At 70.8% G+C, this 12874-nt stretch carries 12 protein-coding genes; 2 read left to right on the top strand and 10 right to left on the bottom strand.

Features of this window, described 5'->3' with window-relative positions:
* Positions 1-33: 33 nt before the first annotated feature.
* Positions 34-1029: a daunorubicin resistance protein DrrA family ABC transporter ATP-binding protein gene (locus SVTN_RS34595; RefSeq protein ID WP_041132627.1), complete on the top strand. Its 996-nt coding sequence runs from the start codon at positions 34-36 to the stop codon at positions 1027-1029.
* Positions 1026-1811, top strand: coding sequence for an ABC transporter permease (locus tag SVTN_RS34590; protein WP_041132626.1), 786 nt, complete (start codon positions 1026-1028; stop codon positions 1809-1811). Before SVTN_RS34595 ends, SVTN_RS34590 begins: the two co-directional genes overlap by 4 nt.
* A gap of 85 nt (positions 1812-1896) precedes the next feature.
* On the opposite strand, the gene SVTN_RS34585 is transcribed toward SVTN_RS34590, so the two are convergent.
* From SVTN_RS34585 to SVTN_RS34540, 10 genes are all read right to left on the bottom strand, one after another.
* Entirely contained in the window at positions 1897-2631 is a 735-nt protein-coding gene (locus SVTN_RS34585; protein WP_041132625.1) for an SOS response-associated peptidase, read from the bottom strand.
* Positions 2632-2794: 163 nt separating this feature from the next.
* On the bottom strand, positions 2795-3421 hold the full coding sequence (locus SVTN_RS34580) for a hypothetical protein (protein WP_041132624.1): 627 nt from the start codon (positions 3419-3421) through the stop codon (positions 2795-2797).
* A 117-nt stretch (positions 3422-3538) separates the two neighbouring features.
* On the bottom strand, positions 3539-4708 hold the full coding sequence (locus SVTN_RS34575; protein ID WP_041132623.1) for an agmatine deiminase family protein: 1170 nt from the start codon (positions 4706-4708) through the stop codon (positions 3539-3541).
* Between the two features lie 61 nt (positions 4709-4769).
* Positions 4770-6149: a purine-cytosine permease family protein gene (locus SVTN_RS34570; protein WP_245727751.1), complete on the bottom strand. Its 1380-nt coding sequence runs from the start codon at positions 6147-6149 to the stop codon at positions 4770-4772.
* Between the two features lie 230 nt (positions 6150-6379).
* Positions 6380-7186, bottom strand: coding sequence for an ABC transporter ATP-binding protein (locus tag SVTN_RS34565; RefSeq protein WP_041132621.1), 807 nt, complete (start codon positions 7184-7186; stop codon positions 6380-6382).
* Entirely contained in the window at positions 7179-8165 is a 987-nt protein-coding gene (locus SVTN_RS34560; RefSeq protein WP_041132620.1) for an ABC transporter ATP-binding protein, read from the bottom strand. The genes SVTN_RS34565 and SVTN_RS34560 overlap by 8 nt, the downstream gene beginning before the upstream one ends.
* Complete coding sequence (locus tag SVTN_RS34555; protein WP_041132619.1) at positions 8162-9016, bottom strand: ABC transporter permease; 855 nt, start codon at positions 9014-9016, stop codon at positions 8162-8164. The genes SVTN_RS34560 and SVTN_RS34555 overlap by 4 nt, the downstream gene beginning before the upstream one ends.
* Positions 9013-9972: an ABC transporter permease gene (locus tag SVTN_RS34550; protein ID WP_078908619.1), complete on the bottom strand. Its 960-nt coding sequence runs from the start codon at positions 9970-9972 to the stop codon at positions 9013-9015. Before SVTN_RS34550 ends, SVTN_RS34555 begins: the two co-directional genes overlap by 4 nt.
* Complete coding sequence (locus tag SVTN_RS34545; protein ID WP_041132618.1) at positions 9969-11675, bottom strand: ABC transporter substrate-binding protein; 1707 nt, start codon at positions 11673-11675, stop codon at positions 9969-9971. The genes SVTN_RS34550 and SVTN_RS34545 overlap by 4 nt, the downstream gene beginning before the upstream one ends.
* Before the next feature lie 95 nt (positions 11676-11770).
* On the bottom strand, positions 11771-12784 hold the full coding sequence (locus tag SVTN_RS34540) for an agmatine deiminase family protein (RefSeq protein ID WP_041132617.1): 1014 nt from the start codon (positions 12782-12784) through the stop codon (positions 11771-11773).
* Positions 12785-12874 lie beyond the last annotated feature (90 nt).

Raw genomic sequence — 12874 nt, 5'->3', positions numbered from 1 at the left:
CCCTCACCCTTCACCCTTCATCAGGAGGGCCCCATGCCTTCTTCTGTCATGCCCATGCCCATGCCCAGTCAGGCGGACGGCCGTCCGTCCCCGGCCGCCGTCTCCGCCGTCGGCCTGCGCAAGTCCTACGGCGACAAGGTCGTCCTCGACGGCATCGACCTGCACATCCCGGAGGGCTCGATCTTCGCCCTGCTCGGCCCGAACGGCGCGGGCAAGACGACCGCCGTGAAGATCCTGTCCACCCTCATCACCGCCGACGGCGGCCAGGCCCGGGTGGCGGGCCACGACCTCACGGCCGAAGCACAGTCCGTCCGGGCCGCGATCGGCGTGACGGGCCAGTTCTCCGCGGTCGACGGCCTGATCACGGGCGAGGAGAACATGCTCCTGATGGCCGACCTGAACCACCTCTCCAAGCAGGAGGGCCGCCGGGTCACCGCCGAACTCCTGGAGCGCTTCGACCTCACGGAGGCGGCCAAGAAGCCGGCCTCCACGTACTCCGGCGGCATGAAACGCCGCCTGGACATCGCGATGACCCTGGTCGGCAGCCCGCGGATCATCTTCCTCGACGAGCCGACCACCGGCCTGGACCCGCGCTCCCGGCACAACATGTGGCAGATCATCCGCGAGCTGGTCTCCGACGGGGTGACGGTCTTCCTCACCACCCAGTACCTGGAGGAGGCCGACCAGCTCGCCGACCGCATCGCGGTCCTGAACAACGGCAAGATCGCGGCGGAGGGCACGGCGGAGGAACTCAAGCGCCTGATCCCCGGCGGCCACATCCGCCTCCGCTTCACGGACCCCGACGCCTACCGCGCCGCCGCCACCGCACTCACCGGCGCCGCGAGGGACGACGAGGCCCTCGCCCTCCAACTCCCCAGCAACGGCACTCAGCGCGAACTGCGTTCCGTCCTCGACTGGTTGGACTCCGCAGACATCGAGGCGGACGAACTGACCCTGCACACCCCGGACCTGGACGACGTCTTCTTCGCCCTCACCGCCACCGCCCAGCCGAAGGAGGCTGTCCGATGAGTTCGCTCTCCCTCGCCGCCCGCGACACGTCGACGATGCTGCGCCGCAACCTCCTGCACGCCAGGCGCTATCCCTCCCTGACCCTGAACCTCCTCCTGACCCCGATCATGCTCCTGCTCCTGTTCGTCTACGTCTTCGGCGACACGATGAGCGCGGGCATGGGCGGCGGGGACCGCTCCGACTACATCGCCTACATCGTCCCCGGCCTGCTCCTGATGACGATCGGAACCACGACCGTCGGCACGGCGGTCTCCGTCTCCAACGACATGACGGAGGGCATCATCGCCCGCTTCCGCACCATGGCCATCCACCGCGGCTCGGTCATCACCGGCCACGTCATCGGCAGCGTGCTCCAGTCGGTCATCAGCGTCGTCTTCGTCGGTGCGGTCGGCGTCGCCATCGGCTTCCGCTCCGTCGACGCCACGGCGCTGGAATGGCTCGCGGCCTTCGGCCTCCTGGTCCTCTTCGCCACGGCCCTGACCTGGATCGCCATCGGCATGGGCATGGTCAGCCCGAACGCCGAGGCCGCCAGCAACAACGCGCTGCCGCTGACCTTCCTGCCGCTGATCTCCAGCACCTTCGTCCCGGTCGACCAGATGCCCGGCTGGTTCCAGCCGATCGCCGAGTACCAGCCCTTCACCCCGGCCATCGAAACCCTCCGCGGCCTGCTCCTCGGCACCGAGATCGGCCACAACGGCTGGCTCGCCCTCGCCTGGTGCCTCGCCCTGACCACCCTCGGCTACTTCTGGTCCAAGTCGGTGTTCAACCGAGACCCCAAGTAGGAGCAGCCACCCCGTCGTCGTCGAGCGCCCCGGCCGCCTGGGCCGCGAGGCCGGCGGCGACGAGGCGTCTCCAGCGGCGGTCCGGTCAGGGGGCCGCTTCGATGAGGTGGGCTCCGTTGTTGCGGACGTTGTTGACGGCCGTGGAGACGGGGCGGGCGTCGAGTCGGCCGTCCGCGGGGCTGGTGAGCAGGGCGCGGAGGTCCTCGACGTCCTGGTGGTGGGGGTCGAGCCAGGCGTCGTAGTGGTCCGGGGCGAGGGCGAGCGGCATGCGGGGGTGGACGCGGCCGGCCGCGTCGGTGGCCTCGGTGGTGATGATCGTGCAGGTCGTCAGCCAGGCGTCGGGGTCGTCGTCGCTCGTGACGTCGGGGTTGCGCCAGTACTCGTACAGGCCCGCCATGGCCATCACCTGGCCGTCGGCGGGGTGGATGAAGTACGGCTGCTTGCGGGTCTTGCCCGTCGCCTCGTCCTTCACCGGGTCCCATTCGTAGAAGCCGTCGGCCGGCAGCAGGCAGCGGCGCTTGGCGAAGGCGCGTCGGTAGGCGGGCTTCTCGTGCACGGTCTCGACCCGGGCGTTGATCATCCGGGAGCCGATCGTCGGGTCCTTCGCCCAGGACGGCACCAGGCCCCACCGCAGGGTCCGCAGCTCACGGCGCACCTCGTCGCCGTCGTCCCGCCCGGCGCGTTCGAGGACCGCGTAGACCTCGTTGGTCGGCGCGACGTTCCAGCTGGGCGCCAGTGTCTCTTCGGGGCGCCAGTCGGTGACCTGGAAGAGCTGGGTGAGGTCCTCAGGACTGCGAGTCGAGGTGTAACGGCCGCACATGGCTCAACTCTGCCACGTCCGACGCCCTCTCGCCGGGGTGCGGGGCCGATCGACGGTCCTCGCGCCGCCGCCGGACGGAGCCCGTCCGGCGAACTGGGCCCGCCCGGCGAACGGGGCCCGCCCGGCGAACGGGGCCCGCCCGGCGGACGGGGCGGGCCGGTGGTCACGCGGGCGGCTGCCCTTCGGGCAGGGCGTGTGCGAGGAGGAATTCGGTGGCTCCTGCGATGGCCTCGGCGTAGGTGCCGTGGACGGGCTCGGACTCCATTTCCCGCCGGTCCGCGGCGGTGGCGGTGAACCACCAGGCGTCGGCGTCGGCATCGTGGTGCACGACGGCGGTACCACCCGCGTACTGGAGCGGGATGGACTCCCTGGCGGACTTCCGCACCACGGCGTGGGGCCACTTGAGGCGGGCGGACTGGCGCTTGATGCCGCCCCAGGCGGCACCGAGCTGGGCGTAGTTCGCCCCGCTGCGGCCGGCGACGGTGGCGGCGCTCTCCGCCAGCCGGTCGACGGAGAGTTTGGCCTCGTACAGGGCCCGCAGTAGTGCCAGCTGCACGTCGGGCGCCGCCATGAGGACGGGGTCGAAGGACTTGCCGGCGGCGCTGTAGGCCAGCGCGCGGGTCGAGATGCGTTCGGCCAGGGCGCGGACCGCGTCGAGGACCCGCTCGTCCATGGTGCCCGCGTCGTCCGGGGTGGGCTCGTTCCAGGGGGGCTCCACCAGGTTCGAGACGGCGTTCCAGAAGTCGTCGTCGCTCTTGTCGGGAGTCGGGATCCCAGTCACATCACTCATGCGACAAATATAGCTGTCGACCATAGGGAGCGACAGTTATATCTGTCGCACCTGGATTCGTCCGGTCTCCGTGCGCGCTCCGGCCCGGGTCCCGTGGGCGGGACCCGGGCCGGCGGCTCAGCGGTTGGGCTCCTGCATCGTGACGCAGTGGGCGCCACCGCCGCCGTTGCCGTAGAGGTTGTCGAGGTTCAGCTGGACGACGGGGCGGCCGTAGGCGGCGGCGATGGCCGACTTGGCCGCCGCGTCCTTGGCGGTGTCGCCGAACTGGGTGGTGATGATCGCCTGGTTGGTCACCGCCCAGTTCATGTAGGAGCTGAGGAACTCGGCCCGCTTGCCCGCCTGGATACGGGGCAGGGTGTCGGGTCCTTCGATGGTGAGGACCTGGAGCCGGCGGCCCCTGGCGTCGGTCGCGGCGGCCAGGGTGTCGCGGATGGCCTGGGCGTTGGCGGTCCAGACGTCGGGGCGTACGGCCCCGGCCAGCTGCACCATGACCACGCCGGGCCGGATGTAGCGGGCGGTTCCGTCGATGTGGCCGTCGGTGACGTCCTGCCCGGTGACGCCGGGCAGCCAGATCATCTTCGAGGCGCCGAAGCGGGACAGCAGCTCCGCCTCGACCTGACTGCGCGACTTGCCGGGGTTGCGGTTGCCGTTCAGCCAGCAGCTCTCGGTGGCCATCAGGGTGCCGTCGCCGTCGTACTCGATGCCGCCGCCCTCGCCGACCACGGACGCCTTCGCGAACGGGGCGCCGCCGTAGGCGGCGACCTTCGGCGCGACCGTGCGGTCCTTGTCGTAGGCGGAGGCGGGCAGACCGTAGAAGGTCGTGGCGTTCTCGCCCCAGGCGTTGAAGTTCAGGCCGAAGGCGTCGAGACCACCGGCGTCGTCGATGCGGAACAGCGGGCCGGTGTCCCGCATCCAGCAGTCCGAGACGGGGATGGAGCTGATGACCGTGACGGTGGATCCGCACGCGGTCCTGGCCTGCGAGGCGGCCGAGGAGCCGTCCGCGCACATGATGACCGGCTCGTACTTCGCGACCTCCTTGGCGAGCTTGGCGATGTCCGCCTGGATCTTGGACAGCAGGTTGCCCCAGATCGTGTAGCTGGACGGCCAGGCCATCCAGGTCCGCCTGTGCGACTCGTCCTCACCGGGGACGCGCCAGGACGCGGCCATGGCCGGCTGGACGCCGCCGAGGACGGGGCCCACCGCCAGGGCGGCCGCGGCCGCTCCGGTACGGGCGAGCAGGGTTCTGCGGCTGATGCCGGGGCGTTCGCCGTCGTGCTCTGTCTTCACGTGGTGCTCCTTCTCTCAAAGGTTCTGTACGTGCAGGCGCGGGTTGCTGGCGGGATGCCGCTCAGTGGAGTGGGTCCAGCAGCCCCTCCTCCCGGACCATCCGGCGTTCGGTGGCCAGGTCGAGGCTTCGGGCGAAGGCCCAGTAGAGGCCTCCGGACACCGGCAGGCCGACGAGGACGGAGCAGTCGACGCCGCCGAGGCGCTCCGCGACGGGCCCGACGAAGAGGCCGGTGATGACCATGAACGGGGCCATGCAGGCCAGTCCGATCAGGTAGGCGAGGTTTCCGCGCCAGCCCCATCGGCCGTAGATCCCGCGCGGGTTGAAGATCTCCTTGACGACGTACTGGCCGCGCCGGACGAAGAAGAAGTCGACGAGGTTGATGGCCGTCCACGGGATGAACAGGTACGTCAGGACCACCACCACGTTGGCGAAGAACCAGTTGAACTGGTCGATGCCGACGAGGGTGGAGACCGTCCCGACGGCGGCCAGCATGATCCCGATGGTGGCGATCCGGATGGTCCGGGTCGGCTTGACCGGCCGGAAGGAGTCGACGATGGAGATCATCGTGAGGCTGCCGCCGTACTGGTTGATCGCCATGATGGAGAGCAGCCCGACCAGCAGGACGACGACCGCGACCGTGCCGAACCCGCCGAACAGCCGGTCCGCCGACAGCTTCAGCGCCGTGACCGGGTCCGTGCCCTCGGGGGCCGCGGCCGAGACCACGGCACCGAGGACGAAGACCCAGATCCCGGAGACCGCGCTGGGCAGGTAGGTCCACCAGAAGGTGCTGCGCACGGGGACGTCGGGTCTGAGGTAGCGGGAGTAGTCCGAGACGTACGGTGCCCAGCCCAGCTGGAAGCCGGCGACGAAGACGAACACGAGCATGAACGGAGCGAGCTCGAACGGTCCCGCGTTCCAGGCGTCGTCCGGCAGTCCTCCGCCGAACAGGGCGGAGGCGGTGACGGCGGCGGTGATCACGACGAAGGGCCAGGTGAGCCACTTGTTGAGCTTGTGGATCCACTCGTACCCGAAGAGGGCGATCACGGTCGCCACCGCGGCGGCGAGGAGATAGCCGAGGGTGTTGGGCACTCCGGTGAGCAGGTTCATGGCCTGGCCGGACAGCAGGGCGTCGGACGTGTTGAAGGCCACGTAGTTGACCAGGGCGAACACCCACACGGTGAGCGCGGCCCCCAGATAGCCGAACTGCGGCCGGGACTGCACGAGTTGGGGCAGGCCCAGCTGGGGCCCCTGGGCCGAGTGGAACGCCATGAAGAACGTGCCGAAGAGCGAGCCCAGCACGGTGGCGACCACCGTCCACACGAGGGAGGCCCCCATGGACAGCGTCACGACGCCGGTCGCCAGGCCGGTGAGGTTGAGGCTGCCGACGAACCAGATGGCTCCGACGTTCGACGGTTTGCCGTGCCGTTCGGACAGGGGCACCCAGTCGATCGAGTGCTGTTCGATGCCCGCGTGCGCTGCGGAATCACGGCCCGTTTGCGCTGCGGAATCACGCGCGGGCGAGTCAACTGGCCCCATGTGGGCTCCTGTTCAGGGGGGCGTCCATGAATCCGTACGGCGCCACGCGACCCGCCGGCGCCGTACGGTGCGCTCACCCTAGGGACTGACTCAAATTTCAGTCAATGGCCGGGACGCGCTCTCTGACGAAAATTTCAGTCACGTGTTCCTGTGCGACGAGCTGCGGAGATCGCCTCCGGGTCCCAGCCGGGGCGGGGTACGGATTCCAACAGCAGCCGCGTGTAGGGGTGTTGAGGTGCGGCGAGCACCTCGGCCGTGGGTCCCGCCTCGACGACACGGCCCCGGCGCATGACGATGACGTCGTCGGTGACGCACCGGACCACGCCGAGGTCGTGGGTGATGAACAGGTAGCCGATCCGGGTCTCCTCGCGGATGTCGGCGAGCAGGTTGAGGATCTGCGCCTGGACGGAGACGTCGAGGGCGGCGACCGCCTCGTCCAGGACGAGGACCGCCGGTTCGACGGCGAGGGCGCGGGCGATGGCGACGCGCTGGCGCTGGCCGCCGGAGAGCTGCCGGGGCAGCGCGTCGGCGGCGCGGGTGCCCAGGCCGACCTGGTCGAGGAGCTCCCGGACGCGCCGGTCGTGGTCGGTGTCGGGGAAGTGCAGGCGTAGGGTCTCGCGCAGGACCTGGTCGACGCTGGTGCGCGGGTCGAGGGAGAGGTACGGGTCCTGGAAGACCATCTGGACCTCACGCGCGCGTGCCAGGCGCCGGGCCCGGCCGCGGTGTCGTGCGCCGCGGGCCTTCCCCCGTACGAGCACGTCCCCGGCGTCGGCCTGTTCCAGACCGACGACGATCCGGGCGGTGGTGGTCTTGCCGGAGCCGGATTCGCCGACGATGCCCAGGGACCCGCCCTCGGGGAGGGCGAAGGACACGTCGTCGACGGCGCGGACGCTCCCGAAGGTGCGGTGGAGGCCGACGGCCTCCAGGACGTTCTCAGGCATCGACGGGGCTCCCTTCGAGACGGTCGCTGTGGTGACAGGCGGCCCGGTGGTGCGGCCGGCCGGGTGCGGGCCGCGGCTCGGGGGCCTGCTGGTCGCAGACCTCGGTGGCCAGGTGGCAGCGGGCGGCGAACGGGCAGCCGACGAGTTCCTGCCGGAGGTCCGGGGGCTGGCCGTCGATCGCGGCGAGCCGCCCCTGCGGGGCTTCCAGGCGGGGCGTGGAGGCGAGCAGTGCCGAGGTGTACGGGTGCCGGGGCCGCGCGAAGAGGGCTTCGGCGGGGCCGCTCTCGGCGATCCGGCCGGCGTACATGACGTACACCCGGTCGCTGATGGCGGCGGCGAGGTCGAGGTCGTGGGTGACGAAGAGCAGCCCGGTGCCGAAGCGGGCGCGGAGCCGGGCCAGGAGGGCGATGACCTCGGCCTGGGTGGTGACGTCGAGTGCGGTGGTGGGTTCGTCGGCGAGCAGGAGGGCGGGGTCGCCCATCAGGGCGGCCGCGATCATGACGCGTTGCAGCATGCCGCCGGAGACCTGGCCGGGGTACTTGCGCAGGGCGGAGTCGTCGAGGCCGACCGCCCGGAGGAGTTCGCCGGCGCGGGCGGTGGCGTCCGCCCGGTTCATGCTCCCGGTCAGGGTCACGCTCTCGACGAGGAAGTCGCCGATGCGGCGCAGGGGGTTGAGGGCGGCGCGCGGGTCCTGGAAGATCATGGACACCGTGCCGCTGCGCAGGGCGCGCAGCCGGTCGGCGTCCATGGTGAGGACGTCCTCGCCGCGCACCCGGACGGCGCCTTCGACGACGGCGCCGGGCGGCAGCAGGTTCAGGGCGCTGCGCGAGGTGAGGGTCTTGCCGGAGCCGGACTCGCCGACGAGGGCGACGGTCTCGCCGGGGCCGACGTGGAGGTCGACGCCGTCGAGGACGGGGCGGGCCGTGCCGGGCAGGGTGATGCGCAGCCCTTGGACGTCGAGCGTGTACGTGGAAGTCATCGGTCTCTCCTGGCGACGCGGTCGGCCCAGCGCTCTCCGACCACGTTGAACGCGACGACGGTGAGCACGATGAAGGCGCAGGGCAGGATCGCGGACAGCGGGTAGCCGCGCTGGATGGCGGTCTGGCCGTCGAAGACCATGCGGCCCCAGTCGGGGGTGAGCGCGGGGACGCCGAGGCCGAGGAAGGACAGGCCGGCGAGGTCCATCAGTGCGTAGCCGAAGTTGATGGTGGACTGGGCGAGGACGACGGGGGCGATGTTGGGCAGGACGTGGCGCAGGCAGATCTGGAGGGCCGCGTGCCCCTGGACCTGGTAGGCGCTGACGTAGGGGCGTCTGCGTTCGGCCAGGACGAGGGAGCGGGTGAGCCTGCTGACGTACGGCAGGTAGGCGACGGAGAGGGCGATGACGGGGGCGAGCAGTCCTTCGCCGTAGATCGAGACGATCAGGATGGCGAGGAGCATGCCGGGGAACGCGAAGACCAGTTCGGTGCTGCGGGACAGGACGGAGTCGAGCCAGCCGCCCCGCCAGCCCGCGGCCATGCCGACCGCGATTCCGGCGAGGGTGGAGAAGACCACGACGCCGAGGGGGCCGAGGAGCGAGGTGCGGGCGCCGAGGAGCAGCCGGGAGAAGGTGTCGCGTCCGGCGGCGTCGACGCCGAGCAGGTGCTCGGGGGACGGTCCGGCCAGTGCGTTGCCGAGGTCGACGGCGTTGGGGTCGTACGGCACGAGCCACGGCGCGAGGAGCGCGGCGGCGGTGACGAGGGCGACGAGGGCGAGGCAGACCAGGTGGAGCGGGGACCGGGCGGTGCGGATCTTCGCGAGGCCGGGCCGGCGGGTCAGGACGGCGGTCATACGGAGGAGCTCCTCGATCCGAGGGTGATCCGCGGGTCGACCAGCGGCAGCAGCAGGTCGACGATCAGGTTCACGGTCATGAAGAGGGCGACGATGATCAAGGAGATGGCCTGGACGGTCGGGAAGTCCTTGGTCGAGGTGGACAGTTCCAGGAGCTGGCCGATCCCGCCGATGCTGAAGGCGGTCTCCACGAGGATCGTGCAGACCAGGAGGGTGGAGACGATCAGTCCGCCGGTGGTGAGGACGGTGCCGAGCGAGTTGCGGAACACATGGCGGCGGATGACCTGGCCCTCGGGGACGCCGCGGCTGCGGGCGACCGTGACGTGCTCGCTGTCGAGGGCCTCGACCATGGCGGAGCGGGTGACCCGGGCGAGCATGCCGATCAGGTACAGGGCGAGGGCGATCGCCGGCAGGGTGAGGTGCCAGACCTGGTCGAGGAGGCCGTCGCCGGACCCGCTGCTGGGGAACCATCCCAGGTTCACGGCGAACAGGCCCTGGAGCAGGACGGCCGCGACGAAGGAGGGGGTGCCGACGGCGAGCGTGGTCCCGACGAGGACGGCCGAGTCGGTGCCGCCGCCGCGTACGGCGGCGACCCATCCCAGTACCAGACCGATCACGACGACCACGGCCAGTGCCATCACGACGAGCAGCAGCGTGGTGGGGAGGCGGTCGGCCAGGAGCCGGGAGACCTCGGTGCGGTAGGTGATGGACCGGCCGAAGTCCCCTTGGACGATGTCGCCGAGCCAGTGGAGGTAGCGGACGAAGAAGGGGTCGTCCAGGTGGTACTGGGCGTTGATCGCGGCGAGGGCCTCCGGCGAGGCCGAGCGTCCGGAGAGCAGGAAGCCGGCCGGGTTGCCCGGCGCCAGGTACAGGGCACCGAAGACCACGAACGACGCACCGAGCAGGGTGGCGGCCATCTCCGCGAGGCGCCGTACGGCGAATCTCACGAAGTTCACGGCGTGGCCCCCGCGTTCGCCGTCTTCGCCGCGCCGGCGTCGGCGTCGGCGGCACCGACGTCCGCGGCCCACGGGTAGTACATGTACGCGATGGTGGTGGGGGCGCCGGTGATCCTCTTGTTGAGGAAGACCGCGGTGGGCCACTCGGCGACCGGGATCCACGGCAGCTGCTCGGCGGCCCGCTGCTGCAGCTCGGCCTCCATCTTCGACCGCTGGTCCGGCTCGTAGACGGCGGTGGCCTGGTCGACGAGGGCGTCGTAGCCCTTGTCGCTGTAGTCGGCGAAGTTCATGTAGGCGCCGGTCTTGAAGTTCTGCAGCAGGTCCAGCGGGTCGGTGATCGACTGGTAGTAGGTGAGCGGGAACATGTCGATGCCCTCGCGTGCCTTCGGGTCGGTGAACAGCGCCGTGAAGGCGTTGGGGGCGATCGTCCTGAGGTTGATCTTCAGCCCGATCCGGGTGCCGGCGGCCTGGATCGCGGTGGCGAGGAGGGAGACGTCCTGGCCGATGGAGCTGGTGGCGACGGTCAGGGACTTGCCCGTGGCGCCGGCCTCCTTGATCAGCGCCTTCGCCTTCTCGATGTCCTGGGCGGCGGGCGGCAGCGCGCCGAAGGCGGCCTTCCGGGTCCGCTCCGAGGCTCCGGCCCAGGCGGCACGGGTGGTGAGCGAGGTGGTGACGGTGCCGGAGCCGCCGAGTCCGGCCCGGACGAATCCGGAGCGGTCGAGGGCCAGGGAGAGCGCCTTGCGTACCCGGAGGTCGCCGAGCGGGCCGTGCATGTTGGTGATGTCGATGTTGACCGTGCTGAGGCCCTCGCCGAAGTAGAGCGTGCCGACGCCGCTGTTCTTGAGGCGGTCGTAACTCTCGGTGGGAATCAGATAGCCGCCGTCGATCTCTCCGCTGAGCATGGCGTTGGTGCGGGCCGAGGGGTCGGTCAGGATCCGGAAGACGGCCTTCTTCGCCTTGGCCTTCGTCCCCCAGTAGCCGTCGAAGCGTTCGAGCTCGATCGACTGGCCCTTGCTCCACTTCCCCAGCTTGAACGGGCCGGTGCAGGCGAGGTCGCCGGTGGTGCCGTAGTCCTTGCCCGCCGCCTTGACACCTGCCCGGGAGGCGACGACGCCCGCGGCGGTCGCCATGTACTGGGGGAACTGGGAGTCCGACTTCTTGAGCTTGACGGTGACCTGGAGCGGGCCGGTCTTCCGTATGGAGGCGACGTTCTGGAAGGTCTGCGCCCAGGCGGCGGCGTTGTTCGGGTCCCGCTGCCGGCCGAGGCTGTAGACCACGTCGTCGGCGGTCATCACCTTGCCGTCGTGGAAGCGCACGCCGGCGCGCAGGTCGTAGACCCAGGTGGCGGGGTCCGGGTTCGAGGCCTTCCGCGCGAGGCCCGGCTGGAGGGTGAGCCCCGGCGTCCAGCGCATCAGGCTCTCGCACACGTTGGACAGGATCGTGTTCTGCGGATAGTCGAACGCGACCGTGTAGTCGAGGGTGGGCGGCTCGGCGTAGACGGCCCAGGTGAAGGAGTCGATCTCGCCGCGGGCCGGAGGGGTGGAGGCGGAGAGCTTGACCGCGGAGCCGCCGACGCCGCCGTCCTTCGGCGGACCGGAGCAGGCCGCGAGGACCGCGAGGGAGGTCAGGGCGGCCGTGGTCACGGCGATCCGTCCGCGCCTGCCGCGGGGGCGTCTGCTGCCGGGAGGCAGGGGTGTGGTCATCGTCGCGCTCGCTTTCCGTGATGTCCGTGGTTTCGGGTGGGGGCGGGGGCCGGAGGGCCGCTGGGGCGGCCCTCCGGGAGGGGTCCGTTCCCGGTTCAGGCGCCGGCGGTCACGGCGGGGATCTGCTGCGTGATGCAGTGGACCCCGCCGCCTCCGTACGCGATCGCGGGCGCCCGCACCCCGACGACCTCGCGGCCCGGGTACGCGGCGGCGATGACCGCGAGCGCCTCGTCGTCCTGGGGCACGCCGGCCACCGGGACGACTACGCCGCCGTTGGCCACGTAGTAGTTCAGGTAGGAGACCTCGACCTCGCCGCCGGCGATGTCGGCGAACGCGGTCTGCGGGACCTCGACGATCTCGAACGGCCGGCCCTGGGCGTCGGTCGTGGCCTCCAGCACCGCGCGGTTGGCCCGCATCCGGGCGTAGTCGGGGTGTCCGGGGTCGTCGGGCAGGGAGACGACGACCTTGCCGGGAGCGGCGAAGGCGCAGACGCCGTCGACGTGCCCGTCGGTCTCCGTGTCCAGTAGACCGCCGTACGGAAGCCAGACAACCTTGTCGACGCCGAGCTGGGATTTCAGTTCCGTCTCGATCTCGTCGCGGTTCATCCCGGGGTTCCGGTTGGGGTGGAGCAGACACTGCTCGGTCGTGATCAGGGTGCCTTCGCCGTCGACGGTGATCGCCCCGCCCTCCAGGATCATGTCGGAGGCGATGCGCTCGACGCCGAGGTGCTTCAGCAGGAGGGCGCTGATCCGGTCGTCGGAGTCGTACGGGCTGTGCTTGCGGCCCCAGGCGTTGAAGCGGAAGTCCACTCCTGCGCGGTTGCCGGCGCCGTCGAGCACGAAGAGCGGGGCGGAGTCCCGGAACCAGGAGTCGTCCTGCGCCAGCTCCACCACGGTGATCCCGTCACCGCACCTCGTCCGGGCCTCCTCGCCGTGGCCGGGCGGCGCGACCATGGTCACGGGCTCGAAGGCGGCGATGGCGCGGGCGACGTTCGCGTACTCCTCCTTGACGTCGTCGAGGACGCTGCCCCACAGGTCCTGCCGGACGGGCCAGGCCATCAGGCACCCCTCGTGCGCGGACCACTCGGCAGGCATACGGAATGCAGTCATCACGGGTCTCTCTTCGTTTCGCCAGAAGTACCCGTCGGCGGTGGCCGGCTCAGCCTGGCGGAGGCGCGGGACGGGTACGCGGTGTGAACA

The sequence above is a fragment of the Streptomyces vietnamensis genome (assembly GCF_000830005.1).
GTDB lineage: Bacteria > Actinomycetota > Actinomycetes > Streptomycetales > Streptomycetaceae > Streptomyces > Streptomyces vietnamensis.
Note: the sequence above shows the minus strand (reverse complement) of the source record. Positions and strands in the feature narration are given on the sequence as shown.